This is a genomic window from Oligoflexus sp., assembly GCF_035712445.1.
In the GTDB taxonomy this organism is placed as follows: Bacteria; Bdellovibrionota_B; Oligoflexia; order Oligoflexales; family Oligoflexaceae; genus Oligoflexus.
This window is the reverse complement of the sequence record NZ_DASTAT010000044.1, coordinates 1-26,058: the sequence shown is the minus strand read 5'-3', so window position 1 is coordinate 26,058 and position 26,058 is coordinate 1. Positions and strand designations below refer to the sequence as shown.

At 55.4% G+C, this 26,058-nt stretch carries 23 protein-coding genes; 7 read left to right on the top strand and 16 right to left on the bottom strand.

Annotated elements, in window-relative coordinates; translation table 11 throughout:
• Positions 1 to 171 precede the first annotated feature (171 nt).
• From VFO10_RS09270 to VFO10_RS09255, 4 genes are all read right to left on the bottom strand, one after another.
• Entirely contained in the window at positions 172 to 948 is a 777-nt protein-coding gene (locus tag VFO10_RS09270) for a sterol desaturase family protein (RefSeq protein WP_325139309.1), read from the bottom strand.
• Between the two features lie 19 nt (positions 949 to 967).
• On the bottom strand, positions 968 to 2,017 hold the full coding sequence (locus tag VFO10_RS09265) for a DUF2804 domain-containing protein (protein ID WP_325139307.1): 1,050 nt from the start codon (positions 2,015 to 2,017) through the stop codon (positions 968 to 970).
• Between the two features lie 168 nt (positions 2,018 to 2,185).
• The gene (locus VFO10_RS09260) at positions 2,186 to 3,007 is read right to left on the bottom strand and encodes a YecA family protein (protein ID WP_325139306.1); all 822 of its coding nucleotides are present in this window, start codon (positions 3,005 to 3,007) and stop codon (positions 2,186 to 2,188) included.
• A 167-nt stretch (positions 3,008 to 3,174) separates the two neighbouring features.
• Entirely contained in the window at positions 3,175 to 4,125 is a 951-nt protein-coding gene (locus tag VFO10_RS09255) for a hypothetical protein (protein WP_325139304.1), read from the bottom strand.
• A gap of 258 nt (positions 4,126 to 4,383) precedes the next feature.
• On the opposite strand from VFO10_RS09255, the gene VFO10_RS09250 reads away from it, so the two are divergent.
• Positions 4,384 to 4,980, top strand: coding sequence for an HdeD family acid-resistance protein (locus VFO10_RS09250; RefSeq protein ID WP_325139302.1), 597 nt, complete (start codon positions 4,384 to 4,386; stop codon positions 4,978 to 4,980).
• A 12-nt stretch (positions 4,981 to 4,992) separates the two neighbouring features.
• Complete coding sequence (locus VFO10_RS09245; protein WP_325139300.1) at positions 4,993 to 5,136, top strand: hypothetical protein; 144 nt, start codon at positions 4,993 to 4,995, stop codon at positions 5,134 to 5,136.
• Positions 5,137 to 5,138: 2 nt separating this feature from the next.
• Here the strand turns inward: VFO10_RS09245 and VFO10_RS09240 are convergent, their stop codons facing one another.
• Together VFO10_RS09240 and VFO10_RS09235 are read right to left on the bottom strand one after the other, a co-directional pair.
• Positions 5,139 to 5,501, bottom strand: a complete 363-nt coding sequence (locus VFO10_RS09240; protein ID WP_325139298.1) for an SDR family NAD(P)-dependent oxidoreductase — start codon at positions 5,499 to 5,501, stop codon at positions 5,139 to 5,141.
• A gap of 72 nt (positions 5,502 to 5,573) precedes the next feature.
• Complete coding sequence (locus tag VFO10_RS09235) at positions 5,574 to 6,554, bottom strand: fibrinogen-like YCDxxxxGGGW domain-containing protein (protein ID WP_325139295.1); 981 nt, start codon at positions 6,552 to 6,554, stop codon at positions 5,574 to 5,576.
• 197 nt (positions 6,555 to 6,751) lie between these two features.
• Between VFO10_RS09235 and VFO10_RS09230 the strand changes: the two genes are divergently transcribed.
• Both VFO10_RS09230 and VFO10_RS09225 read left to right on the top strand, forming a co-directional pair.
• Positions 6,752 to 7,174: a SufE family protein gene (locus tag VFO10_RS09230; RefSeq protein ID WP_325139293.1), complete on the top strand. Its 423-nt coding sequence runs from the start codon at positions 6,752 to 6,754 to the stop codon at positions 7,172 to 7,174.
• Between the two features lie 89 nt (positions 7,175 to 7,263).
• Positions 7,264 to 8,610 carry a class II 3-deoxy-7-phosphoheptulonate synthase gene (locus VFO10_RS09225; protein WP_325139291.1) on the top strand — a complete coding sequence of 449 codons (1,347 nt, stop codon included), beginning with the start codon at positions 7,264 to 7,266 and terminating at the stop codon, positions 8,608 to 8,610.
• A 57-nt stretch (positions 8,611 to 8,667) separates the two neighbouring features.
• On the opposite strand, the gene VFO10_RS09220 is transcribed toward VFO10_RS09225, so the two are convergent.
• Positions 8,668 to 8,826, bottom strand: a complete 159-nt coding sequence (locus VFO10_RS09220; protein WP_325139289.1) for a hypothetical protein — start codon at positions 8,824 to 8,826, stop codon at positions 8,668 to 8,670.
• Positions 8,827 to 8,976: 150 nt separating this feature from the next.
• Here VFO10_RS09220 and VFO10_RS09215 point away from each other — a divergent pair, with 150 nt between their 5' ends.
• The gene (locus VFO10_RS09215; RefSeq protein WP_325139287.1) at positions 8,977 to 9,525 is read left to right on the top strand and encodes a ferritin-like domain-containing protein; all 549 of its coding nucleotides are present in this window, start codon (positions 8,977 to 8,979) and stop codon (positions 9,523 to 9,525) included.
• A 12-nt stretch (positions 9,526 to 9,537) separates the two neighbouring features.
• On the opposite strand, the gene VFO10_RS09210 is transcribed toward VFO10_RS09215, so the two are convergent.
• From VFO10_RS09210 to VFO10_RS09190, 5 genes are all read right to left on the bottom strand, one after another.
• On the bottom strand, positions 9,538 to 10,902 hold the full coding sequence (locus VFO10_RS09210) for a sensor histidine kinase (protein ID WP_325139285.1): 1,365 nt from the start codon (positions 10,900 to 10,902) through the stop codon (positions 9,538 to 9,540).
• 335 nt (positions 10,903 to 11,237) lie between these two features.
• Positions 11,238 to 13,184: a hybrid sensor histidine kinase/response regulator gene (locus VFO10_RS09205; RefSeq protein WP_325139282.1), complete on the bottom strand. Its 1,947-nt coding sequence runs from the start codon at positions 13,182 to 13,184 to the stop codon at positions 11,238 to 11,240.
• Entirely contained in the window at positions 13,163 to 14,011 is an 849-nt protein-coding gene (locus tag VFO10_RS09200; protein WP_325139281.1) for a protein-glutamate O-methyltransferase CheR, read from the bottom strand. The genes VFO10_RS09205 and VFO10_RS09200 overlap by 22 nt, the downstream gene beginning before the upstream one ends.
• Position 14,012: 1 nt before the next feature.
• Complete coding sequence (locus VFO10_RS09195) at positions 14,013 to 17,186, bottom strand: response regulator (protein ID WP_325139279.1); 3,174 nt, start codon at positions 17,184 to 17,186, stop codon at positions 14,013 to 14,015.
• A gap of 154 nt (positions 17,187 to 17,340) precedes the next feature.
• A complete protein-coding gene (locus VFO10_RS09190) occupies positions 17,341 to 19,326 on the bottom strand; it encodes a sensor histidine kinase (protein ID WP_325139277.1) in 1,986 nt (661 codons plus the stop codon).
• 155 nt (positions 19,327 to 19,481) lie between these two features.
• On the opposite strand from VFO10_RS09190, the gene VFO10_RS09185 reads away from it, so the two are divergent.
• Positions 19,482 to 19,853, top strand: a complete 372-nt coding sequence (locus VFO10_RS09185) for a hypothetical protein (protein ID WP_325139275.1) — start codon at positions 19,482 to 19,484, stop codon at positions 19,851 to 19,853.
• Positions 19,854 to 19,868: 15 nt separating this feature from the next.
• On the opposite strand, the gene VFO10_RS09180 is transcribed toward VFO10_RS09185, so the two are convergent.
• The 4 genes from VFO10_RS09180 to VFO10_RS09165 form a co-directional block, all read right to left on the bottom strand.
• The gene (locus VFO10_RS09180) at positions 19,869 to 20,981 is read right to left on the bottom strand and encodes a hypothetical protein (protein ID WP_325139273.1); all 1,113 of its coding nucleotides are present in this window, start codon (positions 20,979 to 20,981) and stop codon (positions 19,869 to 19,871) included.
• Positions 20,978 to 21,574: a YceI family protein gene (locus tag VFO10_RS09175; RefSeq protein ID WP_325139271.1), complete on the bottom strand. Its 597-nt coding sequence runs from the start codon at positions 21,572 to 21,574 to the stop codon at positions 20,978 to 20,980. The genes VFO10_RS09180 and VFO10_RS09175 overlap by 4 nt, the downstream gene beginning before the upstream one ends.
• 202 nt (positions 21,575 to 21,776) lie before the next feature.
• The gene (locus VFO10_RS09170; protein WP_325139269.1) at positions 21,777 to 22,583 is read right to left on the bottom strand and encodes a trypsin-like serine protease; all 807 of its coding nucleotides are present in this window, start codon (positions 22,581 to 22,583) and stop codon (positions 21,777 to 21,779) included.
• A 203-nt stretch (positions 22,584 to 22,786) separates the two neighbouring features.
• The gene (locus VFO10_RS09165) at positions 22,787 to 23,125 is read right to left on the bottom strand and encodes a hypothetical protein (RefSeq protein WP_325139268.1); all 339 of its coding nucleotides are present in this window, start codon (positions 23,123 to 23,125) and stop codon (positions 22,787 to 22,789) included.
• Between the two features lie 150 nt (positions 23,126 to 23,275).
• Here VFO10_RS09165 and VFO10_RS09160 point away from each other — a divergent pair, with 150 nt between their 5' ends.
• Positions 23,276 to 25,966 (top strand): tetratricopeptide repeat protein, encoded by a 2,691-nt coding sequence (locus VFO10_RS09160; RefSeq protein WP_325139266.1) that lies wholly within the window; start codon positions 23,276 to 23,278, stop codon positions 25,964 to 25,966.
• Positions 25,967 to 26,058: the final 92 nt, after the last annotated feature.

The window sequence follows — 26,058 nt, the reverse complement described above, 5'->3', positions numbered from 1 at the left end:
GGGAGCGATTAGGTTTAGAAGTACTGTGAGTAGACCTTCCATGCCAGCCACCAAGTGTTTTGTCGTAATCTCACTTTAGGCCAGGTTCTTGGAAGGTCTATTTATTTTGTGGAAATGAGTATTTTTTTGTCCAAACTTGAGCGAGCTGAGGGCGACCTCAGCTCTTTTTTTTCATGACTCGGCGAGTGTCACGCCCTCCTTCGCCGCCGGGTTCGGGCGGGCTTTGACTTCGAGCGTGGACCCGTGGAGCTTATCCCAGTGATGAAAGAACGAGGCGAAGTTCCCATTGAATTTGGAATGATGAGCATCATGAGGCCGGGCCCCGGCTCCATAGATAAGCTTATGCGGGAACCACAGCCGGAAATCATAGCCGCTGTGTCCATCCAGGGTTTCCAGCACGCGAATGACGAGCCAGAGCCAGAGCGTTCCGATATGAACGGGCAGTCCGGCGGCAACGAGCAGGAAGGGTCCGGCCATGACCGGCAGGGAATTCGCCACGATGAATTCCAAAGGATGGGCATAAAGCGCGGCGATGGCGGTGGGTGTGACGAATTCGTGATGGATCTTATGAATTTTTTTATAAAGCGCCGGACGATGGAAGAAGCGATGCGCCCAATAGAATAAAAAATCCTCGATCAGCATGAAACAAGGAATCTGAAGAGCGACCACCCACCACGCGGGCAGTTCCGTCCAGGAAAAGTTCATGCCGAGACGGGCAAAAAACGGGTAGCTCAGGAGCAGGAGCGGCAGCAGTATGAAAATCTGATGCCTGAGTATGACCCGCGCAGCTTTTTTCACCTGCTTGTCCGCTGCATAGCGATTCGCCTGAATCTTAAACCGCGCTGCCCATTTCTTGCGATCCATAAGCGTGTAAACGCCCACGCCCGCCCAAAAGGTTCCGATCAGCACCGCACTGGTGCCACCCCAAAACATCCAAAAATTATTCATCGTCCCATTCCCCCTTGTTCTACCACCTGGAGTAGTGTTTCTCGGCCACTCCAAAGATTCGATGCACGTGATAGGTCTGCCCGTCCACGGTGATGCTTCCTGAGTAATAACCAAAAGCCTGCGTGAATTTGGAAGCCAAAAGTCCCAGCGAAACATGCTCACGGCGCGCGCCTATGGGCTCGAATTCCAGCTCCAGCCTGACTCCCGGTGACGTCTGCGCGGCCTCCATGCGCCAGCGTTCCTTCGCAAGCTGCTTCGTCTCCGGCAAAAGAAAACGCGTGGCGCCCACCCTATGGCTTTTTCCATCAATCCAAACCGTATTCTCCTGACTCGTTCCGTGAGCATCATCATAGATCAGACCGGAAAGATTCAGGCCGATGCGCGTTCCCTTCCCGTCCCGCCCGCCGAAGCAGGCAAAGGTCCAGGCGGTGATGTAGTTGCAAAAACTGCGCGTCCAATCGGAAGCACCAAGGCAGGTATCAGAATTTAACGCAAAGGATTCACCGAACATCTGTAAGGTTCCCAAGACGGGATTGCCCGCTTCCTTATGCGTATAGGCGGCTCGATCGGGACTTAAGGGAAAGACCAGAGCCATGGCTTCATCCCGCTGGATGCGAAAACGGGCCGAGAGATCCTTCAGTTCCAGCTTTACATCCCAGGCTGTCTTTTCATTCACGATATCCAAAGCGCAGCCTCGACTTCGCCAAACAGTTCGTCCCTCAATGGAGGACGATCCAAAAGAAAGCCCGCGTCCGAGCGGCAAGCGCGCGCCCCACTCGTAAATTTTTCCCGTTCTTTTGTCGACGGCATAGGCAAAAAGATTGGACACATAACCCAGCTGCGCGACGGCAAAGGCCAAAAAGATATCAGTATGATCCAGCGAGAGAAAATGCCACTCCTTGAGCCTCAACGCCCTGAGCCATGTGTTCCAGCGGGTCGGCTGCCGCAGGCCCAGGACATAATCCCCAAGATGAGCATCCGCGAGGTTGGCGGAAAAAAAAGGCTCCGTGAATCGACCAAAATCAAAACGACCCTGCGCATCGACAACAGCAGTCCGAAAGGCTGTCACGCGTGACTCCATTGCAGCAGATTGATTGGATCGAGAAACTTACTACGGAACCAGGCGACGGAAAAGTCAGAAATGTTTATGTGTCAGGCGGGGCAAGGGCTGAGTGTCGTAGGTAATTCACGGAAGTGATCCCGGATCACAGACATCCGGGAAGCTGGGAACCGGGCCTTAACGCCGATCATCTTCGTCTTCATCATCCACGTCGTCGTCTTCTTCCTCGTCCTCGTCATAGGACTCTTCCAAAACTTCATCCAGAAGATCGAGGTAAAGTCCGATGGTGAAGGCTTCTTCCTGATGCAGAAGTTTTTCATCCATCGCTGCGGCGCCGGTTTTTTCCAAAATCTCGGTCTTCAGATCTATGACGTCTTCTTTGCAGCGATCAGGCAAGGCGAAGGGTCCGATCGTCAAAGGACGAACGCGACCGCTCATCGGCAGCATGATGGAGCCGAGGATAAGCTCACCGACCTTAAGGGTCTGCGAGGCGGTATCCTCTTCCACTTCGAGCGTGCGATCCTGCATCAGATCCTGAAGTTTCAAGGCCTGGCCTTTTTTGACTTCAAGGACTTCAAAGAAGGACAAAGGACGGCGATTGGAAGCGCGGATGATTTCCTTTTCCAAAGCGCTGGCGTCTTCCGTTTCCAGGAAGGCTTCGGCTACGGTCTTATTCAAAGGCGCCTGCGAGGAAGGTTTATCTTCCGGCGTTTCGATCACCCAATTGAAAAGGAACCAGGGAATAAATAGCAGATTCAGAGGATCTTCAGGATCGAACGCAACCTCGGTCATCTCATCCAGGAATAAAATCCAGGCCTGTTCGATGGCGGTTTCACCGTAGGCCTCTTCAGCGAAGGGGAGCATACGCTCCATCAGAGCCGCTTCGGCCTCACGGAATAAAACGTCTTCCGAGCGCGCTGCAGATTCTTTAACCAGGCAGCATTTCTTATACTTTTCACCACTGCCACATGGGCATGGGTCGTTACGTCCAGCTTTCATCTTTCCCTCCCGACGAAAGGCCCACCATAATGGCTATTTCAGCCTTAGGCTAGCCTTTTTCGGGAGGATCTGCCCTTTTTTAAGGCGGCTGCACCATTCCTTCAAAGCGGCTGCACCATTCCTTCAGAGCAGCTGCACCATTCCTTCAGAGCGGCTGCACCATTCCTTCAAAGCGGCAGCACCATTTTGAACTTGGTGTCGATGGCCTGCTGAATGCCGGTCGTATAGCTGACGCCATCGAATTCGCAGTGACCACCCGGACCCTGAATATTCAGCGTCTGGAGCTTCGCCTGCTGATCCGCAGCAAGGCCTGCGGCCGTCATCGCATTCTTGTAAGCGGTCACCGTGCTCTGAACGCTGCTCAGGATTTCCTGGCGTTCGCCAGCCGTGACTTCGATATGAATGCGAAACTTCGTCAGCATCTTGGGATCGGCAAAGGCCACGCGTGGAGGCTCGCTGCCGCAGAGCACCAGCGCTGCGGAATTATAGACCTGACCGAATTCCGGCAGGAATGATCCCATCAGAAAATAAGCGCCGCCCGATACGCCCGAGAAATAAATGCGATCAAGGTTCACGTTGTATTTTTTGATAAGTTCCTTTTGAATCAATTCATTCACATAAAGAGCATGCGCACGACCCTGGGTCCGTCCCCACTGAAGGTTCGTGTTCGGAGCTTTCACGGTCACTCCGATCAGATCATAGCGCGCATCCTTGTTGGGAAAATCGCGGTAGCCTCCCCCGCCATCGCCGTGCAGATGGATATGAAGGCCGTAGACCTTCTGCCCGATATCAGCGGGCGCATTGATCTTATAGGTGCTCGCAAGTCCCGTGGAATCGGTAAAGGGAAGTTCCAGCATCCCACTGGCGCCACCGCTGCCTTGCGAACTGCGGACCGCAGGTGAAGCGACATTGGGCGCGGGGCTCGTTTTCACATCCGGCGCTGGCGACGGCGGCGTGACGTTTTCACCCGCATCCTCATTCCCGCTCGAATTGGTTTCGGTGCCAGCGGCCACGTTTTCACTCGTCGTGCGTTCCTTGCGTTCCGCATGATAGGTCGGCTGCATGGAGCAGGCGGGAATCAGCATAAGACTTAAGAGCAGGAGTGGTCTTTTCTTCACGGGGAATGTCCTTCCTCGGCATGTTCAGATCGGGCGTTCCTTTCCCCGAGAGCAATGCTCATACCAGCTCCAAGTCCGCGATTTGTTCAGCCCGCTGCTGGCCACGATCTGACAAAGCCGCGGGAAACGTCGAAGTTTTTGACAGCACATCCGCAGCATTACCCAAACAGCAAAATGGTCTTGGATTTGCAAATCGGAAAGAAGATCCTCACAAGGATAGGCATGCTTCATCCGAGATCATTAAACAGGGAGTGTGTTATGATCGAATACTTTGATAAGAACTGGTGGTTATGGTCACTGCGCGGCGTCATCGCCCTGCTCTTCGGCGTCGCCGCCTTGAACCTTGCGAATCCCACCATCACGGCTATGGTCCTGCTTTTTTCCGGCTTCATGTTTGCTGACGGCATCTTCGCCCTCCTGACCCTTTTTGCCAGGCGAACCGAGGAACGCTGGTCGTGGACCGTGGTCTTCGAAGGCATCACGGGCATCGTCGCGGCGATCGCGGCCTGCATTATTCCCAATATGAGCGTTCTGATTCTTCTGGCCGTCATCGGCGTCTGGGCCATCACCAGCGGCATCTTGAAAATGAGCGTCGCCGTGCGCTGCAGCAAAGCCAGCTGCGTGCCGGGGTCCTTTCTCTTCGGGCTGGCCGGGCTCGGGGCCATCATCCTGGGCTTCACCGCGACTTTTTTCCCAGCATTCTCGTATGTGAGCATCTCCTGGATGGTAGGGGCCTACGCCGTGCTCCTCGGCATCGTCATGCTCATGGAAGGCCTGCGGCTGAAACGCTTCTATCGCGTCTTCGACGTGAAGAAGGTGCATCTGCAGATCCAGCACCCATATTATCCTGCGTGAAAGGAGGCGGCTATGCTGACTCTCAAGTGGCTCATCGGTCTGATTTGCTTTCTTTATCCCACTCCGATCGAAGGCGGCAGGACGCAGGACAAGGCGCATGCTGATCAGAATACCTGTGGTACCAGCCAGGCTCTGACCAATAGGCATGCCACCTGAGTCTAGACACGCACACCCTGTTCTTCTTCTGGGAACGGGGCGTGTGCGTTCTTCGACTGATTGTTGATGAGGATATCAATTCGCCCAAACGGCTTCAGCGATTTCTCGATCAGTGTTTTGCTGGCCGCGATATCCTGTAGATTCCCTGGGATCATGAAACAGCGCCGTCCTTCTGCGCGAATGTAGCGCAAAAAGTCGATGGCCTCTTTCTGTTCCTGGGGCTTGTAGTTGATAATGATATCGGCGCCTTCCCGAGCGAAAAAGATGGCGACGTCGCGCCCCTTGTCCAAGTCATCGCCGGTAATCAGTACGATTTTTCCCTGCAGTTTTCCGTTCGCGTGTTTTTCATCGTATAGGGTTTGCATGAAGTGTCCTCCTCTTCCATGCGTCGAGGAGGATTTTGCAGATTACATGCCAAGCCGGAAATATGGCTGTTTTCAGCGGAACCAGATGCGATGAATGGTATCATCGACAAAATCATTGGATCCGAAATCGCACTCCCACGCGTTGTTATTGTTCGCGCGCATGCTCCAGGTGGTATCGTTACCCGCCTGATCCTGAGTGAAACTATCCCGCGTCAGGGCGAAATCACCCTCATTGATCCGCGAGCGATCGGCCGTTGCCGGAAGAATTCCGGTGTGGCCGGTGAGTTTCACGAAGCCGTTTCGAACATTCACGCAGCTGCCTGTGCCTTGCTGGGCCGAGGTGATGCAGCCTGGGTCCTGCGTTTTGAAATGAACGATGCGTGGATTCTGTGAAGAGCGGCAGTAAAAACGCAGCTCTTTTACGGCGAAATTGCGAAGCATGGCATTGCCTGCATGCCCCCAGTTCTTGACCAGAGTCGATTCATCCGTCCCGAGCGCATCACCGGCGAGCAAAGGCAGATCGCTCGTCCGCACGCTCAAAGGCGGATTGGTGTTGGCTTTGTGAGAATAGTTGAGCAGAAGGGTCCAGCCACCGCCATCTTCCGTCATGTCGCATGACGCATCGATGGCGACGCGAGTTTCCTGGGCTGCATTCAGATAAATCTTGAAGACCCCGCTGACCGCATCCGGCTTCGCCTTCTTAATCTCCGCGCAAGATGCCGGGTAAAATGGCGGCGCTGGGGCCGGAGTTGCCGTCGGCGCGGGAGCTGGGGTACCAGCACCAGCTGCACCATCCGCTGGGGGAGTTTGCTGATTATTTCCGGGCGGAACATTATCTTGAGTGCCGTCATTGGAAGCCTCCCCTTGTCCTAATTCGATATCCTGTCCTTCAATGGAACCTATCGGCAGGGTTTGGCCCGAAGTTGCATCGGCGCCCCCATCAAAAAATTTCGTCTGTTCTTCCGGGGCCATAGGCCCTTTACCGGCCTTGCACCCGACCGCGGACAATACCGCAGCTGCCGCGACAAGCGCGGTACTCATGAAGCGTTTCACTGAAACCCCCTCTATCCCCATTGACCTTTGGTCCAGTGTCCAGGATCGGCCTTTTTCCCCTTTCCCTTAAGGAAAAGCGCCAAGTCTTTATGATTTCACCCAAAATCAAGGAGGCTTCGGCGTCGCTTGCGGAGGGGTCAGGTCTTCGGTATAGCTTAGGGTCGATCGCAGCAAGTCTGCGAGACGGGAGGAAAATCATGGAAAGCATCCTGACCCGAAAAGACCGCATCATGGCGGAACTGAAGGGCATTTCTGATAAAGATGAGCGACTCAAGGCCATCATCGAATACGGCAAGAATATGCCGGAGTTACCCGCGCAGCTGAAAATCGACCCTTTTTTGGTGAAGGGCTGTATTTCAAGGGCCTGGCTGGTGCCGCAGATCCAAGGGGATCGACTCCGTTTCATGGCTGATTCTGAAGCCATGATCGTGAAAGGCATCATAGCCCTGCTGCTCCAGGTCTATAATGACAGCACCGCGGAAGAGATTAAAAGTCTGTCGCCTGAATTTTTGGCGGAGGCTGGCATCACCGAGCTACTGTCCATGAATCGTCGGAATGGACTGCGTAATGTCCTGGGTATGATTCAGACCTACGCTGACAGAATGATCCAACAGGCCTGACATTTTTGTCCTCGAATCCCACCAAAGGATTGGACTTCCCCGCAGCCTCGGCTAGACTGCAAGACCGTGAACACACAGGCAGGACCCGTATGCAGAGCCACGCAAATCCCTGGACGCCCGAATCATGGCGCGCTCGCCCCATCAAGCAGCAGCCGCAGTACGATAATCTTCCGCTTCTGAACGAGGTGCTGGGGGAAGTGCGCAAGCTTCCTCCGTTGATTTTTGCGGGTGAAGTCGATCGTCTGAAGCAGTACCTGGCGGCGGCCGGTCGCGGTGAAGTCTTCGTTCTGCAGGGTGGGGACTGCGCTGAACGTTTTCAGGACTGCAACAAGGAAGCGATCACGAGCAAGCTGAAGATCCTTCTGCAGATGTCGGTGGTCCTTTGCTATGGCCTGCGTAAACCCGTGGTCCGCATCGGCCGCATGGCGGGCCAGTATGCCAAGCCTCGTTCCCAGGATACGGAAATCGTCGATGGCCAGGAAATACCCGTCTATCGTGGGGATATCATCAATTCCTTCGAAGCCAACCTCGAAGCGCGGAAACCGGACCCACGGCGGATCAAGCGCGCCTATCTTCTGGCCGCGAGCACGCTGAATTACGTCCGGGCTCTGACCAAGGGTGGCTTCGCCGACCTGCATCAGCCGCAGAACTGGGATCTCACCTTTGTGAACAAGGTCCCGCAAAGGACCGATTATGAACGCATCGTCAAAAGTATCCGCGATGCGATCGTTTTCATGGAGGCCCTTGGCAATCGTGAAGAGAGCCTGCGCTCGGTGGAATTCTACACCTCGCACGAGGGCCTGCTCCTGCCATTGGAAGAGGCTCTGACCCATTTCGTGGCCGAGCAGAACCGCTTCTATAATCTGGGCGCGCACATGCTTTGGATCGGTGACCGCACGCGCCAGCTCGATGGCGCTCATATTGAATATTTCCGCGGGATCGCCAATCCCATCGGCTTGAAGGTGGGACCTTCGTCCGATCCCAAGGAAATTATCGAAATATGCCGCACCCTCAACCCCAAACTTGAGGAAGGCAAGATTACGCTGATTTCCCGCTATGGCGAAGGCAAGGTCCATAAGCACCTGCCTTCGCTGATTCAGGCTGTGCGGAAGGCCGACCTTCCCGTGGTCTGGAGCGTGGATCCCATGCACGGCAATGGCATCAAAACCGAGGGCGGAATCAAGACCCGGGATTTCGATGCGATCCTGGCCGAAGTGCAGGAAAGCTTCGAAGTGCATAAGAAGGAAGGCAGCGCGCTGGGTGGTATTCACTTTGAGCTGACGGGACAGGACGTCACCGAATGTATTGGCGGTGCCGCGGGCATTACCGCGGATCAGCTGGACCAGAACTATGAAACTTACTGCGACCCGCGTTTGAACTATTCACAGAGTTTAGAGATGGCGTTTTTGATCTCGCGTATGCTGGGGCAGGCGTAAAGGTCTGGGACAGCCTGAGCAGATTCGGCCGGTTTTCGACCGGCTCCCCGCCTCTCTTTATCCCGCCACCGACATGATGGCCATTGTAATCAGGGCCGCACCCGAAAGCAGGATCACCACCGTCACCGCTACTGCAATCGACATCATGGCTGTAAGGCTCAGGATGGCAGCCAACATCATTTCCAGCGTATAGCGTATCGAATTTCCCGTGATCACTGCTTTCCTCATCCATGAAATGGTTCGACTCCACGTGGGAAGAAGCAAAGGTCATGCCGGTCGAGTCTGTCTTGTTTCAGTGACAGCTTCGAACCTTGGCACACGCCTTGAAAGTAGAATAGGCCGAACACTTGCCTAAGGAGAAGCAGGATGAGTGAATTTATTTTGGATATCGAGCAGATTCGTAAAAATGCGCGGGCTCAGATGCAGGATGGCGCTGTAACAGCCAATTACCAGGCGGATCGTCGGGCTATACTGAAAATTCTCGACAGCGCCCTGGCGACCGAATGGATCTGCGTCCTGCGCTACACTCAGCATGCCAAGTCGGCGCAAGGACTGCACGCCGAGCCCATTGCCAAACACTTTTTCGAGCATGCGCGCCAGGAAGAGGAACATGCCAATCAATTGGCCGATCGCATCAAACAGCTGGGCGGCAAGCCGGATCTTGATCCTGCCTCGTTCGCCCGCCGCAGCCATACGCAATACACCGAATGCGAAAGCCTCGTGGATATGATCAAGGAAAATCTGATCGCCGAGCGCATCGCTGTCGACGCCTACAGTGCCGCTATTCGCTTCATCGGCACAACCGATCCGACGACCCGGCGCGTTCTGGAATCCATCCTGGCCGTGGAAGAGGAGCATGCGGATGAGCTGGCCGATCTTCTGGCCGCCTTTGATCCGCGCGAACCCATCAACTGATCATGTGCAAGATCAGGGCTCCGTGATCACCAGCGCGAGCGGAAACCGCACCACAAAGCGTGTATGCGGAGCCTTGGTATCCAAAAAAAACTCCCCGTCCATATCCCGAATGATGCCATCGACGATACTCAGTCCCAGTCCGGTTCCCTTGCCGATGGGCTTGGTCGTAAAAAACGGTGATTTGATCCGTTCCCGCAGGTGCTCAGGTATGCCCGCGCCACTGTCCTCGACCGCCACATGCAGCTCCTGCCCGTCGAGGGAAAGTTCCAGTCGAATCCATTTTTCGTCGCTGCTCGTGACCGCATCGATCGCGTTATTCAAAAGATTCACGATGATCTGGAGAAGCTTCACATATTTGCCGGAAATTTTTTGCTCCAGGTTCGAAGCCTCGACATGCAGGGTGATATCGCGACTGTGCATGCGCTCCTGGCAAAGCTCCAGGCATTCCTCTTTGAGTTTGTGCAGGGAGAAAACAACATCCTGCTCATAGGAACCTTCATGCGCGTAGGAAAGCAGGGCACGCGATATGGTTGAGATGCGATGACAGCTGCGTTCGATGCTGGCGAACATGGCCTTCTGTTCGTCTGACAAGGGCTTGGCTTTTTCCAGCTCACGCCGCAAACGCACTGTATAACCATGGACTATGGCCAAAGGATTATTGATTTCGTGCGCCACGCCCCCTGCCATCTGCCCGAGTTCCGTGAGCCTTGCATCACGCATCAGCTTCTCGCGATGCTGCAGAATTTCAGCCTGAGCCAGCTTCAGGTCGCGTTCGAAACGCTTGCGCTGCAGCTCGTAAAGCGCAGCGATGGTCCAGATGCCGAGCGTGACGCCCAGCACATCGCCCCAAAAGATATTCACGAAGTCTTCGCGTGACATGCCGACGGGTATCTGGTCTGGGCTATCCTTGAAGTTTTGAATCAGGGACAGCTGGAGGATGAGCACCACGAAGCACCAGTATTTGCCGATACGGAGCCCAAGGACGTAAAGACCGAAAAGCCCGAGTCCGGCAAACCAAAAGTAGGTTCCGGATACAGCAACCCCCTCCATAATGGCGAAAAGACTGAGCCCAAGCAAAGGACAACCGAGCAGCACAGCAGCCGCAAGACGAAACGAACCGGCAAAACGCAGAAGGATGACCGCGAAAAAAGCCCCCAGGAATAGAAGAGCGAAGCCGATCGAATGGGTGATGAAGGTGCCGTAGAAACTCGGCAGCATGTAAAAATAAATGATCGGCACGAAAATCATGCAGACGATGCTAAGGCCCAGCAGCATACGCGCACGGAAACGATCCCCGTGGGTCGCGTCGCGCAGCCGGCGATGCAGACCGAAGCTCGAAAGGTCATATTGACTAAACAGAACCCGAAGATTCCACACGGCAGCTGTCCTTTTTATGGTCTTCGCTTCTTTACTGTTTATAGGGTGCAAAAGCAATCTACGCTTCCCGAAGTTTAAATAATCAATTTTATTGATAAAAAACATTGAGATGAATTATATATTGCAAATGAGATTCATTATCAATATTATCAGAAATGTCCCGCCGGCTTCCCTGATCTGGTTGGTCTGGACACAAGGCAAGATCGATTCCGGTCAGAGGGAATCATTGTTCCTTCTGACTCTCTTCCTTCGGTTTTTTCGATTGCGCGCTGCGATCGTGAAGATAGTGACAGAATCTAACGGGAAATAGTTTTGAGAACGGCTGGTGCCCTGCATCAGCCGTTCTGTTTTTGAGCCAGATAAGCCACCTGCTCGAAGAGGAGCTTTGGATTGACGGGTTTACTGAGATGCGCGGTATAGCCGACCGCGAGGCAGCGATTTTTCTCTTCGGGAAAGGCGTGGGCCGTTAAAGCCGCGATAGGTTTTCGGTAGCCTTGCGCCCGAAGCCTGGCTGTGGCCTCATAACCATCAAGCCGCGGCATCTGCACGTCCATGAGCACGACATCAAAGTCCTCGGCCAGCGCCTTCTGGACTCCTTCCTCGCCATCGCTCGCCAAAGCCACTGAGGCCCCGGCCCCCTGAAGAAAGCGGCTCATCATCAGCTGATTATCCGACGAATCATCGACCACCAGCACGCGAATCCCTTTCAGCTGCGGACGGCCCTTGCTGCTGTCGGAGACGGGTGCCGGCTTGGGGGCGGGCTCGTCCTGGGGAAGCTGCAGCACACCGACCTTGAGCTCGATGCGAAAGGTGCTGCCGACTCCGGGAACGCTGCTCACAAGAGCAAGGTCGCCGCCCATGGCCTGCGCCAGCTGACGCGAGAGCGCAAGGCCCAGACCCGTGCCTCCATAACGTCTTGTCATGGATGTATCGGATTGCGTGAAAGGCTGAAAAAGTTTGCCGCTCTGCTCGGACGTCATGCCTTCGCCCGTATCCTGGACCAGAATGCTGATCCGCGCTTCATCCACGCCTTCCGCATCACTGGCGACATGAACCGCAACGCGGCCATGAGCTGTGAACTTGATGGCATTGCCGATGATGTTCAAAAGGATCTGCCGCAGACGCAAAGGATCCGTGAGGATCACTGGAGGCAAAGGATCCACCCAGGTCAGCGCAAGATCGAGGCCCTTTTCATCGGCCTTCAGGCGAAGTCCGATCAGGGATTCTTGGACAAGCTCGGAGAGGTTCACGGGCACTTTTTCCGTTTCCAGTTTGCCGGCTTCGACCTTGCTCAAGTCCAGGATGTCGTCGATGAGCCGGGCAAGGAGCGAACCATTGCGCTGAATGGCTTCGATGCATTGCGCCGGGCTTAAGCCGCTGCTTTCCGGTTCTTTCAAAAGTTCGCTGAAACCCAGGATGGCCCCGAGTGGCGTGCGAATTTCATGACTCATATTGGCCAAAAAAGTGCTTTTGGCTTTGTTGGCTTCGTCCGCCAGGATCTGCGCCTGACGCGAAGCCTCTTCGGCCCGCTTCTGATCGTCGATATCCGTGGCGCCGCCGATCCATCGGCTGATACCGCCCTGCCCATCGAGCAGCGGCTGGCCTCGAAGGAGATGCCAGCGCCAGCTGCGATCGGTGCGTCGCAGCAGTCGGAGCTCGGCTTCAAAACTGCCGCCTTCGTCCAGGACCCTTTGCCATTCCGCCTGATAGCGCGCCTGCTCATCGGGATGGATCGCGGCCATCCAATTGTCTTGAAGATTTTCGGCCTCGACGTTGCCGTATTCCTGCCACCGCGGGCTCAGATAAGTAATCCCGCCCGCGGCATTCGCCGTCCAGACGATATGCGGGCTGACTTCAGTCAGAACCCGGTATTTCTCTTCGCTCTCGCGCAGCATCAGTCGACTTTTGTAGGCTTCGACGAAGACCCGGACCTTGCTGAGGAGCACGAAACTATCGATCGGCTTATAAAGGAAATCCACCGCACCGGATTCATAGCCTTTGAACATCATGTGCGGGCTGTGCGCAGCGGCGGTCACAAAGATGATGGGAGTCGCCCGACTGCGCGCGCGACCGCGGAGCAGGGCGCTCGTTTCAAAGCCGTCCATATCGGGCATCTGCACATCCAGAAGGATGACAGCGAACTCATGATCCAGCGACAGGCTGAGCGCTTCGGCGCCCGATGAGGCCTGATGGATTTCCTCTCCCAGCTCCGCGACGATGCGGGTCATCAGAAGCAGGTTTTCCTTGCGATCATCCACGATCAGTATTTTTGCTGGCTGCATGAAATCCTCTTCTGATAGATTCGGGTCCTTGGAACGACTTCTTCATAGGCAGGGCCCAGCAAGGAGAACTGCAGACTTTCCTTGATACCCACGGCTAAAAACCCTCGATGACAGAGACTCTCATCAAAAAGCTTCAGAGCACGCTCCTGCAGCGCCTTATCAAAGTAAATCAAAACATTGCGACACAGGATCAGCTGCACTTCGGAAAAAACACTATCCGTGACCAGGTTATGCTCCGCGAACACGATGGATTCACGCAGACGTCGATCCAAAGCCGCCATTCCATAGTTGGCCACATAGTAGCGTGAAAAATCCCCGTTGGGAACGACAGAGCGGTAATTCTCCGTGGCCTTCTGAATGGACGTGACCGGATAGACGCCGGCCCGCGCCTTGTCCAGGGCCAAGGGATTGATATCGGTCGCATAGATCACCGTATTCTGCAGAAGGTTGGCCTCACGCAGAAGGATGGCCAGCGAATAGACCTCTTCCCCCGATGAACAGCCCGCATGCCAGATCTTGATCGACGGATAGGTCGCGAGGCGGGGCAGCACCTCCCGATTCAATGCCGCATAGAAAGCCGGATCGCGAAAAAGTTCCGTCGTCGTCACGGTCAGATGCCCCAGAACATCCAGGAAAAAATCGGGGTCGCTGAGTATCATGTCCTGCAGCTGATCAAAGGATCCCACAGCGAAGCGCTTCATCACGAATTGGAAACGACGCTTCAGCGACTCGGCGGTATAGGCCCGGAAATCATAGCCGTATCTTTGATAGATGCCATCCACCAAAGCTTGCATGGCCCAAGGCTCCAAAGGCACGCCCGCGGTCATGCTAAAATCCCTGCGGCGCGAGCCAGACACGAATCAGCGAGACGAGGCGTTCCATGTCCACGGGCTTGGCCAGATAATCATTGGCCCCCGCAGCCAGGCATTTTTCCTGATCACCCTTCATGGCCTTGGCGGTCAGCGAGATGATCGGCAGCTGTTTCCATAGCTTATTCTGTCTGATTCTCTGCATGGCTTCCAGGCCGTCCATGACCGGCATCATCACATCCATCAGAACGATATTGATGGAAGGATCCTTATCGAGGACGTCCAGCGCCTCCTGGCCGTTGCGCGCCGTGATCACCATCGCGCCGCGATCTTCGAGCACATGGACCAAGGCGAAGAGATTTCGCATATCATCATCGACGAGCAGGATGCGCGCATCCGCGAAGGACCGTTCCAAAAGCCGCGCTTCCTTCAGGAGCGCCTGGGATTTGACGGGAAGATTATCCTCGATCCGATGCAAAAAGAGCGTTGTTTCATCCAGAAGCCTTTCCATCGAACGGGCGCCTTTGACCACGATGGCTTCCGCATAGCGGCGAATGCGCTGCTCTTCATCCCGCGACAGGCGCTGGCCGGTATAGACGATCACAGGGGGATGACCCAGGCCTTCCTCGCGGCTCATTTTTTCCAAGAGCTCAAGTCCGGTCATATCCGGCAGCTTCAAATCAAGGACCATGCAGTCAAAGGTCTGTCGGCGGAGTTCTTCCAAAGCCTTGCGGCCGCTCGTGACGCCGGTGATATGAACGGAGTCCGAACCCTGAATCAATTGGGTCATGGCATGGAGCTGTATGGAATCGTCTTCGACGATCAGGATGTTCTTGACGGCTTTTTCGCTCAGATTCTCGATGCGCTGCAAAGCGAGCTGCACATCGCTGAGGCTCACCGGCTTCATGAGGTAACCGATCGCGCCCAGATAAAGAGCGTTGCGACTGTAATCCGAACCCGAGATCACATGCACCGGAATCGGCCGCGTATGCGGATCGGATTTCAGTTTTTCGAGCACCTCCATGCCGCTGATTCCCGGCAGTCCAAGGTCCAGCACGATGCCATCTGGTAAAAACTCCATGGCATCCTGAATGCCACGCTCGCCGCTGTCGCTCAGAAGGCATTTGAAGCCGCGCTCATGCACCAGTTCCCTCAGCATCTGAGCGAAGTGAGCATCATCATCGATCACAAGAATGGTCTGATCCGAAGGCTTGAGATCCAGGCGGTCGTCATGAAACTCCTCACGCAGCGCCTGAGGGACCAAAGGCGCCGGCTTTTCACGCGCCGGAGGAGTTTCCTTGGGCTGGGGAACGGCGGCCGGGCTGATGGATTCCGGCAGTTCCTGGGGCAGGAGCAGCGTGAAGGTGCTGCCCAGGCCCTCTTCGCTTTGAATCAAGATATGTCCCTGCAAAAGACCGCATAGATCACGCGAAATGGAAAGCCCAAGGCCCGTGCCGCCATAGCGCCGACCGATGCTGCCATCGACCTGGCGGAAGGCTTCGAAGATGACTTCGAACTTATCCTTGGGGATGCCGATGCCAGTATCCTGGACTTCGATGGCCAGAGCATAGCCCGGATGTTCGGGGCCCGCTGCTTTCAGCCGCACGGTGACAGCGCCTTTTTCGGTAAATTTGATGGCATTGGATACGAAGTTTTTGACAATCTGCTCGACCCGCTGCGGATCGCTGACGATCATCGTGGGACAGGTATCGGTGACGAGGCAACGAAGACCTATGCCCTTGCTTTGCGCGAGGCTTTGGAAACTGCGCTCGATACTTTTCTTAAGGCTGGACATCAGCAACTCGTCCCGCACGAGTTCAAGCTTGCCGGCCTCGACGCGGGACAGATCCAGGACGTCATTGATCAGATTGAGCAGGTCCTCGCCGGCCGCCTGTATCATGCGCGCGGAATCCAGCTGATCGCTGGTCAGATTACCGGCCTTATTGCGCTGGAGCATCTGCCCAAGGAGCAGGATACTATTCAATGGCGTGCGCAGTTCGTGCGACATGTTCGCCAGGAATTCCGACTTATAACGACTGGCGGTTTCCAGCTCGCGGGCTTTTTGATCAGCTGTGAGCTTGGCTTCGCGCAGATTGCGGTTGGCTGATTCCAGCTGTTTTTTCTGATCTTCGAGATGGGCGTGCTGCTGCTCCAGCTCGGCATTGCTTTCTTCCAGCGCGGTCTGCTGCATTTCCAGCTGAGCCTGGGCCTGCATCAGGGCGCGGGCCTGCTGGCTCAGTTCCTCGTTGGTCGCATGCAGTTCTTCCTGCTGCGCCTGAAGTTCCTCAGCCTGCTTCTGCGTCTGCAGCAAAAGTTCCTGCAGACGTATGCGCTTCAGGGCGGCATTGATGCGAATGCAGGCATATTCGCTCGCATACTCCAAAAGATGCAGCGCTTCGGCATTCAGTTCGCGAAGGCTCGCCAGTTCCAGCACTCCGACGACATGATCGTTGAAGACCAGCGGTATCACCACAAGATGCGCGGGCGACGTGCGACCCAAGGAGGATTCGACCACCAGATAGGACTCCGGCGGATTTTTCAGCTCCAGCATGCGCTGGCTGACCGCCGCTTCACCGATCAAGCCTTCACCCAGTTTGAAGGTCTTTTTCGTTTCCGAGCCGACCGCATAGCAATAGGTCGCGACGCGTTCGAGTTCCTGCGTCGGCTGCAGAAGATAAAACGAGCCCAGGGCGGCGTCCAAGTATTGCGCGACTGTTCGCAAAAACACGGTCGTCATAGTCTCGATCGTCATGTCCCCGCGGATCGCTTCGCTGATGCGTGCACGACCCTGGTTCACCCAATCCTGCTTTTGCAGACGGGCATGCGCCGTCTCTGTTTCCTCCTGCTGCCGCGCCAGATCCCTTTGGGCTATAAGGAAACGATAGACCACGAAGGCGACGAGCCAGAGGGTCACAGCTCCGAAACTGCGATTGATGATGACGACCGAACGCGTGAGTTCTTCATCGGTAGTTTTGAAGAAGCCAAGGATGATCCCAAGCGACGTTAGGCCGGCCAGGACTATGGGAAAGCCAGGGCGTCCCGTGAAAAGGGACAGAGCAACGAATGCGATATAAGGAATCCAGACTGCGACTCCCAAAGCTGCACGCGAATCCAAGACAAAGACTACAAAGGACGCCAGTAACAGGCATCCCATAATCCAGCGTTCACGCACGACCGACTTTTTACTGAACACGTTTGACGACTCCAGAGTAAAGCGCACCAAGCCTATCAGGCCATTAGCAACATTCGCCAGGGATGTCAAACGATTCGACTGAATACTCAATGGAATCTCGCGGGAAACCACAGACTGAAGTGTTTCTCATACAGGCTTTTTGGACGTATAAAATTCAGGCTGAAATACGGGTTTCTCGACCGTCGGCCTCTGCCGCACACAGAGGCAAACGAATTTCAAAAGTGGTTCCGGATGGATCGCCTTCCTGAGCCGCAACCTGCGAGCTGACAGAAACCGTGCCATTGAACTGTTCGATGTAAACCTGGGCAATGGGCAGGCCGAATCCGGTACCGTTTTCGTGGGCGGTCCCCGGACGGGATGTGGCTTTGGTCGGATCAAAGAGTTTGTCGATCAGGTCAGGCGGAATACCGATGCCTTGATCCCGAAAGCGGATCACGGCCTGTTCGCCTTCCTCCAGAAGCTGGATCTGGATCGTACCGCCGGGCTGGGAGAATTTGATCGCATTCGACATGAAATTGCTGAGGATCGTATGCTCCAGCGCGGTTGCCTCGGCCAGGACGTAAAGCGGTTCCTCCGGCTTATCGAGCTGCACGCGGATCTGCTTGGCTTCCATCCGCTCCGCAAAATTCAAAAGCAGGCCATTGAGTTTTCCCTGCAGCTCGATCGGCACGCAGTGCAAAGTTTTTTTGCCGGTGGTGACGGCGATCATTTCACGAACATGCCCGAGCAGGTCATGCTGCTGATTCACAGCCCGCTGGATTCGTTCCAGATTGCGTTTCAGAGAGCTTGACGGCTGATGACGCCGCAGCTCCAGATCCACGGAGGTCGAGATTACGGAAATGGGCGTGGACATATCATGCGTAATCACGCGGACCAGGGTATTGAACCAGTCGAGGCGGACGGTGGCGAGGCGTTCATTCTGCTCGGCTTTGTCCTTCTGGCTTTCAAGATTTTTCATGCGATGGGCCAGACCGAAATATACGATCATCATCTCAAGCACAGTCCCGATGTGAAACGCATACTCGGTGAAGGTATTGGACGGCACCAGGTTATAAAGTTTCATGATGATCACAGCCGTGAAGGCCAGCATGAGAAGTCGCGCGATGATCATATAAAGCGCCGGACGAAACCCTTCCCGCCAGACGTACCAGCCGCTGGCCACGACCAGGATGGTGGCGGGGATGATCTGGATATTGATCAGCTGACTGGCGGCTCTGGAAAAGCCCAGGATGGTGAAGATTATGGGCAGGATGTTGATGGCGATCATGAGTTTAAACAGAAGCGCGAGGCGTGGGAAACGGGCGTCCGCCTCATAAAAATTCTTCAGCATCAGAAAAAGACTGATGGCGAGGCAGCTCGAAAATATCGGCGCCAGATAAATCCATCCGCCCACCGCCGGCCAGGGCATGAGCCAATCGAAGATACCTTCAAAATTCGCCACTGTGGAGACCACGCAGAAACCGTAGGCGACGTAATAAAGATGAACGCGCTGGCGCGTGATGACGAAGGTCAGCGCATTGGAGATCATGAGGGCGAAAAGCAAGCCATAGAAGACGCCCTGGAAAATCAGGGCGGGCGTCATGCGATGGGCGATCCAGGAATTGGCTTCATGCAGGGTGAAGGCCCCATCCAAAACCCCACCCATGGCCTGGATCGACAGCACGTATTCATGAGGGCCCGGCGGCGGCGTTTCCAGCAGCAGATGAATACCGAGGCTATTGATGGACCGATCCCTGGAATGCAGGGCTCCACCGCCCTGGGCACGCCTGAGCAGGCGACCTTCGACCAGTTCGTAAAGAACAACGCGATTCAGGCTGGCTTCTTTCATCGAGATCACAAGGCGCGGGGCCAGAGCTGGTTCTGCCATCAGACGGAAGCGAACCCAGAGCGTGGCATTCGAATAGCCCATATTCAGGCTGCTGCGGGCGATATTCTGGGTCCATTCCTGAGTCAGAAGCTGATCAGGATTCTCATGAAAGGCGCCGGTCTTGTCCAAAATGGTGCTGACCTGGTTTTCAAAGCGAACATCGAGCCTCCCCTGCGGGGGCAGGCGCAGGGCATCTTGAGCGTAAAGCGCCCCCCGAGCGTTAGGAAAAACGCTTGCAAAGAAACTCAGGATATAAAAAAACAGACTTCGCATGCGAAGTGTATCGGAAGGGAACAATGCTCCCCGAGACGGCCTTCGGCTGCGGCTGATTCCCAAGGCCATGTGCCTATTAAAAGTCGTGGTATCAAGAGGTTAATAAGTTTATCTTTCAGTAAGGATCAGCGGCGCGCCGCGTAGGGAGGGTATCCATGTTTCATTCTGTCGCCATCAGTCGGCGTTTTCTTATGAGTGTGCTCCTGGCCGTGGCCCCTTTGAGCGGCTGCAATTTTAAAGAGGAAAAGGACGACGGCGCGGAAACGGTCACCGTGGATCCTGCGACTCCGGTGAGCTTTGCCGAAATTCAATCCAAGGTCCTGGAACCTTACTGCATCAGCTGTCATTCGAGTGGCGGCGGCAATCAGGGTGGAGTGAATCTGGATGGCTATGCGGCGGCGAAAGCCGAGGCGGCGGAGATCCAGCGTTCGACCGTGGATTCCAAGCGCATGCCGAAAGGTGGCGCGATGTCAGCCGATCTGCGGGCGCTGCTCGGGGCCTGGATTGCTCAGGGAACGCCGGAGTAAGCCTCCGGCTCTTTTTTATAACCAGTACTGCAGCACAAAGAACGCACCGTCCACAGCCTTGGCATAGAGCGGTGTCTTTTGCTTCTGCCACTGGCCGGTCAGGATAAAATGCGGACGCGGCTGCCAGCGAAGGCCGGGACCATAGCCTTGAAAGGCGAGTTCGCTGTCCTGTCTGTCATTCTTCTTCATCTCGTGCATCAGAGTCAGATCGAGTCCACGCAGCACTTCATAGCCGGCCTGCGTATAGGTCGCATAACCTTCCAGGAGTTCGCCGGTGACGGGCGCCACGCGCACCCAATCGTATTCACCCTGTAAATAAAGGCTTTGCGTGATACCCCAGACGAAGTTGGGGCCGAAGATCTCGCGTTCGGTGTCATCGGTCGCACGCCCCGAGAAGTAACTGCCACCGGCGCGAATGTTGGGCTTCAGGCTCAGGTACTGACCGGACACCGCAAAGCCCTTTTCACTGTCGACTTCATCATCATCCGGCCTGCCGCCGATGCCCGTGAAGCTGACGATATAGTTTTCCGTCACGTAATTCACTTCCGCGTTGTACGTTTCCGAAAACTCATCCCAGCCGAGTCCCCGTCGAATCTGGGTCGTGTGATTCGGAATCGTCAGACCGAAGTTCTTCATGAACTTGCCGACGCGGACGCTGATATTCTCCGTGAAGTTCACGATGACGAAGTGCCGCGCGCTTTCCCATTCATCATCATCCTTGGTGTCCGGCGAATTGATGTTCAGTCCGAAACTCGCCAGCGCGGTGACGCGTTCTGTTGTCCACCCGAGCTCAATGTCGGATTGCATCAGAAAATAGCGGCCCTGCTTGAAGCGGGGATTATCGGCATAGGTTTGCACTGAGCGAAAACCGCCGCCTACCAAAAGGGATTCCGGAATATTTTTCACCGCACCGTGCAGCGGCTGACCCTCGTCCTCCTGGGCCCAGGTGCTCATAAATTCAGCCGACAGCGCGCGGCCATAAGGAGTCAGGGTACCACCGCCACTAATGCTGACGTGGCAGACTCCGCAGTTCACATATCCATGCCGCGCCGTATCAGGAAACGCAAAGGCCGAAGAGGACAAGAAACCAAGGGCGAGCACCCACAGAGATAAAAAATGTAGCCTCACTGAACAACCACCTTGGCAGGAGTTTCCACCATCACTTCCACATCATCCTTGACCTTCACGCCACTGAAGGACGGCAGCGGGATATCATGATCCGAGAGCTTCACCTGAAAATTGAAGGTATATTTCACCTTATCCCCGGCGAATTCCGTCGATACGTCACCGCTGACGGGTTTTTCCACACCGTGAAGAGTCAGCTTGCCTTCGAAATGCGCCTTGTCCGTTTTCTTTTTCAAGACCTCGCTGGGATCTTCCCAGGGCAGTTGGGTCGGGACGAACACGGCTTCGGGGTATTTCGCCACGTACAGAGTCTTTTCGCTCTTCATATGCTTATCGCGCAGGCTCATCTCGGTCGTCAGCCCATCCAGGGGCAGCGTCGCCTTGCCTTCGATGGCTTTGGGGCCGGATATTTTGAAGCTGCCACGCACGCCGGAACCTTTGCCCTGAATCGTCAGCAGTGTGGCCAGCGCTTTGAACGAGACCTTGGATTCATCAGGCAGAAGGTTGACGGTGACAGCCTTGCCCAACGCGTGGGAACTCAGGGCGAAAAGGCCGGTGAGCACAAGACAGCGGGTCAAGAAGGGAACATGCGTCATGGTATGACTCCTGGTATGGGGACGGCATGCGGACGAACGTAATTGTTTTAACCTGCAGGCAATGGGGCCTTGCAAGTTTTTATTCGCACGAAGAATCATCCTGAGCTTAACGAGAATCCCCACAACATGCCATTAAGATCAATAAAAAAAGCTCCCGGAGGGACCGGGAGCCTTGAAAAAAGACTAAGACTGAAGCCGTTTATCAGTTGGAGTCCAGATGTTTAGCCAGGAACGCACGGGATTCTGCGGACCAAAGGTCGACATACATCGAACGGGTCCGGCCAAAACCACCCCAGCCGCCGCCTGATGTGACGCCTGCGACTTTTCCGTTAATAAAGAGCGGGCCGCCGCTGTCGCCCGAAGCCGACGACGAATCCGTACCATCACCTGTGGTGGTGGAATCCTTGCCGGTGAATTGAATAAAACCACCGCTCACGCTGCTGACCGAGTTCACGCCTTCGCGTTTCACGCCCGCGCTGTCGCCCTTGCTTACATCTTTCATCTGATTAAGGCCATAGCCCACGATCGTGAACTTGTCTTTGGCCTTGGCAGGGGTGGACGCGATGGAACTCACAGCCTGGGCTGTGCCTTGCGGGAAGGAGATGAGGCTCAGGTCGTATTTATTCACGTTGCCGCCGTTTTTATCCCAAAGCGGGTTCCGCACGATGGCGGTGGACTCCGCGACGAGTTCAGCTTTTTTATTGGCAGCATCGCTGATTTTGATGATGGCCAGTTTCAGATCCACATTGCCATCGGCATCGACTTTGCCACCCATCGTGCAATGCGCCGCGCTCAGGACGACAGTCGGCGTGATGAAAGTTCCGGTGCAGATCGCTCCCTGCGTTTGATCATAGAGCAGCACGACGGAAGGATATTCCGTTTCACCGACTTCACGACCGTTGGTGACTTTGACTTCGCTACGATCGGCAGGCGCCACACCGCAAGCGGCGGCAAGCCCCATAACACCAAGGGATACTGCACCTCTTACGATCCCGCTGACTTTTTTCATAGTCCATTTCCTTCCCATCAAAGCCTGTCCCAGCAAGCATTACGCAAATGCTGACGACAGCGTCCGTTACTGAGCTTTAAAACTGGGCTCAGTTTGGGAAGAAATTGGCCAGTTGTCCATTTATGAAAACTTAACCAAAAAGACTCATATTCCACAGGCTTATTTCACCTGCCCCGTGACGATTATGCGACAGTTTCCCTGCATCATTTACCGCTTGTGACGACTTTGCAGTTCTCATATTCCCAGGTCTTCACCAGCAACTCCTTGGTCAGATCGAGGCGCACCTCGCAGGACTTCACCGTGACCTTGCCTGTGACAGGATCCTCGTCCTGGCTGCGGATGTTCTTATAGTGCACCACGCGGCCTTCTCCCTTGGGTATGTTGGTTTCCGGCTCGCCCCATTTGGTTTTGATATATTCGAGAGACATTTCCTCCAGGCCAGTCATTTCCAGGCGTTCGCCGTCCGGGCCGCTGCCGCCGCTCATCGTGCTGCACGCCATGAAAAAGGTCAGTAAAGGTCCGAAAGCCAGAATTCGCATCATGAGGCGGGGCTCCTATCATTTTTCAAGAAATTATAGCCCACCTTGCAGTCTGTGGCGAGGCGGAGACAAAGCTTACTTTTCCAGGATAGACCTTCAAACTCTGGGAAAAAAGGCCGAAATCAAAAAAGAATCATTCCAGGATATCGCGCTATGGCCCAAGGCCGCCCGCAGCATGGTCTCTCCCTTTTCCTTCGGCTCCTGACTGGGGTGAGTATCCTTGCCGCCTTTTTCCTGCGAACGCCTCCCCTTCATGCGGCCCTGCCTCCGGATCTTTTTCAGCTCTGGGAGCAAACCTATAACGAGCCGGATGAAACCCTGCTCACGGTGAAGGCGCTGCTCCGATCCCAACCCGAGGGTCTGGAAGACGAACGCACGGCGATCCTTTATGCGATCGGAGCTGAGGCCGCCAGCTTCGCGGAAAATGTCGCGGAGCATAAAAAGCTGGCCGAAGCCGCTTTGACGATCGCGGAAAAGCATCGCTACATGTGGCCCTGGGTTCATGCTGTCAGCGCGCTCGCCATTTATTACGAGTACGATGGCAAAGCGGTCGAGGCCACGGCCCACTATGAAAAATCCATCCAGCTGGCGGAAGATTCCAAAGACCCCGAACTTCTGGCCTTTGCCTGCAATAACCTCGGCTACTACTTCGCACGCGGTGATAAGCCGAAGGAATCCATCGAAGTCATCAGTCGCGCGCTGCGGGCCATTCAAGGGCGTCCCGAGGGCGTTCTTTATCACGACATCATCAATAACCTCGCGCTTGTCTACACGCGCAACGAATTCGTCGGCCGTTCCGACGAAGGCCGACTCATGCTGGATAAGTCGATCGCCTACTTCAAGTCACGAGGCATGCGCTATATGGTCGGCAACAATTACATCAACCTCGCGTTCTTTCATAATCGTCGCGGCGAGCATCAGCTGGCCATCGATACTTTTCTGGAAGCGATCGCAGCCTCGCGCCGCTCGAAAAAAACCGATCTTCTGCCTTATTACCTTGGTCAGCTGGCGGACACTTATAACAGCGCGAAACGCTATCAGGAGGCTCTCAAGCCGAATGAGGAATCCTGCGTCCTCTTCAAGCAGATGAAGAACACCATCATGTCCGGCGCCTGCCTTCTGACCCGCGCCACCACCCTGGTCCGCCTCAACCGTCCTCAGGAAGCCCTGGAGGCTCTGCAGGAGCGAAGCAAGCTCCTGGACATCGATCCGAACAGTGAATACGAGCTGGAACTGGAGGTGGAAACGGAGGCCTGGCATCAGCTCGGCAATGTGAAAAAGGAACTGGAAACCGCCCGCCGTTGGATCAAGGCCTCCAAACGCATCTACAATCGGAATAACAGCAAGACGCTGCAGCAGATCGCAGGCGTTCTGGAACTGGAGCGCAAGGACGCCGAGAATAAACTGCTGGAGGAAAAGGATAGGACCAGCACCATGCGGCTCGCCGAGGCCGAACGCATGAGCCGCATTCTGATCGGTCTTCTGGGCGTTTCCCTCGTCCTCGTCGGATTCATGCTCCACTCCGTGCGCCAGGCGCGGGTGATCCGTTCGCAGCGCGATCGCATGCAGGAGGTCCTGGATAATATCGAAGAAGGGATCCTGCGCTTTGGAAAGGACTTCAAGATTCGGAAGGAATACAGCGCGCACGTCTCGCAGATCCTCGATATTTCCGGTGAGCTGACTGGCCAGGATCTTTTCAGCATGCTCTTTAAGGACTCTGAACTGAGCGCCGATGCGCAGGCCACCGTTCGCGCGGCCCTGGCCAATGTTTTTGATGAAGACGAAATATCCTGGAGCTTCAACTCGCATCAGCTGCCTTTCGAACTGCACCGCCGCAATCGAATCTTGAACCTGCTCTGGCAGCCGCACTATGGGAGCCACGGCCTGGATAAGGTCCTGCTCGTCATCCGCGATGTCACCGCCCATAAAAAACTGGAGGCCGAGGTTGAGGCTTCGCAGAAAACTTCGGAAACGATCACGCGCTGCATGCGGGAACTTTTGGAAGCCAATGCCCGGCCTTTGCAACGCTTCATGCCGCATATCGAGGATGAGCTCAAGGAGCTTACGGAAAGGCTCCGCGAACCCTCGGGCAGCGCGGCGGCTCTTAGACAACTGCATACCATCAAGGGCAATGCCCGCAGCCTCGGGCTGATGGCGCTGGCCGAAGCCGTTCATCAGGTGGAATCCGCCCACAAACGTCAAAGCGAACTGACCGAAGTTTCGAGTCGTCTGCTCGCAGTGGGATCACAGTACGCTAAGCTTTACCAGGCCATGTTTCAAGGGCAGCAGCATGCCTCGATGTCCCTTCTTTCCATGGTCGATACTGTTCAAATCGGTCTTTTGAATCAACTGAAGGAACGCAAGGTTCCGTTTGGTTCCATCACGGTGACCGATGAAGTCGGACTTTGGCCCGAGGCCTGGCAGGATTCGCTGCAGACGCTCCTGCTGCATGCTCTGAGCAACGCCGTCGATCATGGCTATGGCCAGGTCGATCCTTCGGAAGCCGTCCGTCTTCAGGTCGAGGCTTTGCATGCGCCGGATGGAGTCCGGCTGTGCATTCGCGATCGCGGGCGCGGGATTTCCTGGGACAAGTTGAAAAAGCTCGCGCATGAGCGGCAGTTTCAACCCGAGCCCGGACGTCCTCTCAGCGACCTGCTTTTCCTCGATGGCATCACGACCACAGAAAAGCTGAGCCTCATGAGCGGCCGCGGCGTGGGGCTGGCTGCGGTGAAAGACGCCTGCCAGAAACTCGGCGCGACGGTCACTCTTTGCGACAATGACGAAGGCCGTGGCACTATGCTGGTCGTCGATATTCCCGCAGGCGCCCAGGCCCTTAGTGCCTGATGAGTTCGGCGATCCGGCCCTTGATTTCCGACGGCTCGGTGCGGGCATGAAAGCGTTCGACCACGCGGCCCTGGGGATCGACCAGAAACTTG

What these genes read in the sequence shown, in the direction of transcription:
- VFO10_RS09190 (WP_325139277.1), bottom strand. Translation starts at nt 19,326, where the DNA reads ATGCGAAGTCTGTTTTTTTATATCCTGAGTTTCTTTGCAAGCGTTTTT.
- VFO10_RS09215 (WP_325139287.1), top strand. Translation starts at nt 8,977, where the DNA reads ATGAGTGAATTTATTTTGGATATCGAGCAGATTCGTAAAAATGCGCGG.
- VFO10_RS09205 (WP_325139282.1), bottom strand. Translation starts at nt 13,184, where the DNA reads ATGCAGCCAGCAAAAATACTGATCGTGGATGATCGCAAGGAAAACCTG.
- VFO10_RS09270 (WP_325139309.1), bottom strand. Translation starts at nt 948, where the DNA reads ATGAATAATTTTTGGATGTTTTGGGGTGGCACCAGTGCGGTGCTGATC.
- VFO10_RS09260 (WP_325139306.1), bottom strand. Translation starts at nt 3,007, where the DNA reads ATGAAAGCTGGACGTAACGACCCATGCCCATGTGGCAGTGGTGAAAAG.
- VFO10_RS09225 (WP_325139291.1), top strand. Translation starts at nt 7,264, where the DNA reads ATGCAGAGCCACGCAAATCCCTGGACGCCCGAATCATGGCGCGCTCGC.
- VFO10_RS09230 (WP_325139293.1), top strand. Translation starts at nt 6,752, where the DNA reads ATGGAAAGCATCCTGACCCGAAAAGACCGCATCATGGCGGAACTGAAG.
- VFO10_RS09200 (WP_325139281.1), bottom strand. Translation starts at nt 14,011, where the DNA reads ATGACCGCGGGCGTGCCTTTGGAGCCTTGGGCCATGCAAGCTTTGGTG.
- VFO10_RS09250 (WP_325139302.1), top strand. Translation starts at nt 4,384, where the DNA reads ATGATCGAATACTTTGATAAGAACTGGTGGTTATGGTCACTGCGCGGC.
- VFO10_RS09160 (WP_325139266.1), top strand. Translation starts at nt 23,276, where the DNA reads ATGGCCCAAGGCCGCCCGCAGCATGGTCTCTCCCTTTTCCTTCGGCTC.
- VFO10_RS09245 (WP_325139300.1), top strand. Translation starts at nt 4,993, where the DNA reads ATGCTGACTCTCAAGTGGCTCATCGGTCTGATTTGCTTTCTTTATCCC.
- VFO10_RS09165 (WP_325139268.1), bottom strand. Translation starts at nt 23,125, where the DNA reads ATGATGCGAATTCTGGCTTTCGGACCTTTACTGACCTTTTTCATGGCG.
- VFO10_RS09170 (WP_325139269.1), bottom strand. Translation starts at nt 22,583, where the DNA reads ATGAAAAAAGTCAGCGGGATCGTAAGAGGTGCAGTATCCCTTGGTGTT.
- VFO10_RS09175 (WP_325139271.1), bottom strand. Translation starts at nt 21,574, where the DNA reads ATGACGCATGTTCCCTTCTTGACCCGCTGTCTTGTGCTCACCGGCCTT.
- VFO10_RS09185 (WP_325139275.1), top strand. Translation starts at nt 19,482, where the DNA reads ATGTTTCATTCTGTCGCCATCAGTCGGCGTTTTCTTATGAGTGTGCTC.
- VFO10_RS09240 (WP_325139298.1), bottom strand. Translation starts at nt 5,501, where the DNA reads ATGCAAACCCTATACGATGAAAAACACGCGAACGGAAAACTGCAGGGA.